The 1618-nt window shown below is 32.3% G+C and carries 2 protein-coding genes and 1 pseudogene; all 3 read right to left on the bottom strand.

Going from position 1 to position 1618, the window contains the following annotated elements:
• Positions 1-411: 411 nt before the first annotated feature.
• Complete coding sequence (locus tag A9G30_RS08625; RefSeq protein ID WP_065588679.1) at positions 412-819, bottom strand: hypothetical protein; 408 nt, start codon at positions 817-819, stop codon at positions 412-414.
• Positions 820-838: 19 nt separating this feature from the next.
• Complete coding sequence (locus A9G30_RS08620) at positions 839-1267, bottom strand: hypothetical protein (protein WP_255305762.1); 429 nt, start codon at positions 1265-1267, stop codon at positions 839-841.
• A gap of 39 nt (positions 1268-1306) precedes the next feature.
• A pseudogene (locus A9G30_RS13370) lies at positions 1307-1441 on the bottom strand (RHS repeat-associated core domain-containing protein); the annotation flags it as partial.
• Positions 1442-1618: the final 177 nt, after the last annotated feature.

The following is a 1618-nucleotide window of genomic DNA, read 5'->3' as shown; positions in this document are numbered from 1 at the left end:
AATATCGCTAGTACCGCCAAATTCTTCCGTATAATAAACCAAACGTAGATAACAAGTATCGTCTAACACATTCAGTACATCAAAAGCGGTCGCCTCTTGTAGATTTATTTTACGTTTTAATCCTTTCAGTGATATATTAACAAACTTAAAATCATTATAACTCTTTTCCTTATTATTGGTTTAATATAACTAGCTTCTGTAATAGGAATATTTAATGCCGAAAATAGTGTTTCAGTAAACTCTAACACAATATTTGGTGAGATGTTTTCTGTATTATATAAAACAATGCCACTGTACATATTTAATTACCCTCTTTATACCATTGGATAATTCATTACCCTCAGTTTTTCGCTGATATCACGATGGTAGCTGGCTTGGTCACCTTATTATTGTTTTTAACTTAATAATCAATTAGTTGTCGATAGTTGATATATTAAATTTAAATTTATCGGGAAGGTTGCTAGGATAGCTATCCAATTTCACCCCCCAAGGAGTAAATTCTAAGTAAAACATACCGTTATTCCATAAACACAATTTACATAGAACAAATATTTCTTTTAGATGATTACACATCTCATTGTCATTCTGTGAATGAGCCTCATTTAAAACCACCTCAATATCTTGCATTAACATATTAATATCTTGATTGCTTTTAAATACAGAAGGAGATGAATCATCAATATTCCATAGTACTTTAAATTTTTCTGGCTCATCTTCCCTTTCCAAATAACGCCCATTATTTTCGTGAAATGTTCGGTAGAGTACTATATCATCATCTTCATTATTCAAACGTGTTTTTTTTAAATTAATCAGAGGCATAATTATCCTTTTAAATTAATTACAATTTACCAGGAAAAGTATTAATTAAATTTCCTTTCTTATCAGCAATAATAGCTAGAATAGACGTTTTTCTTCCACTTTGATCAATACCTATAATTTTATCTACGCCAACTTGACGTACAAATTTATCTACTTCAACCTTGCCCCCGATTTGAATTGGATTATAAACGGGTTTATTAACAATATCGGAACGTTGCAAAAGCATTTTAACTTCATCATTTGTAATGACAAAACGACTTTTATTGGGGATAGTCGCATTAATACTATGTTTTCCCATGGCGTATTTAAAACCTCTTACTTTACCATTATCATGAGTAACATTTGCAACATTAATTCGAGATTGCGCTACTCTTGGAATATCTGGCAGTACAAATCTATTTTCATCTACAGGAATTTGAGTTGCACTTGCCTCCTTTCCAGCTTTCACTCCCGGGCACTCATCCGACAACCCCGACAACCCCAACTGGTCAATCCAAGCCAGTGGTTCGGGGACGTAGCTATAGGCATTTTCACCACCAGCCAGTCCGATAGGGTCTTGGCTGATGTAGCGGGCGGTGTACGGGTCGTAGTATCGGTAGCGATTATAGTTTAAGCCTAACAGTATAGTTTAGAAATTATATTTTTATTATTTTTCCATTATTCTAAATTGATAGTTGAAATTCTATTATTTTAGTTCATTTAATTTATATTGTTGTTCGGATATTTTTTTTAAAAAATGAGTTAATGTCAATTCATGTAAGCTATTGTTAATTTCACTTGTAGAATAAGTTAGGTTTAG

It is taken from the genome of Gilliamella sp. Fer4-1, assembly GCF_001690515.1.
In the GTDB taxonomy this organism is placed as follows: Bacteria; Pseudomonadota; Gammaproteobacteria; order Enterobacterales; family Orbaceae; genus Gilliamella; species Gilliamella apicola_C.
The sequence above is the reverse complement of the archived record's forward strand: the minus strand, read 5'-3'. Positions and strand labels throughout refer to the sequence as shown.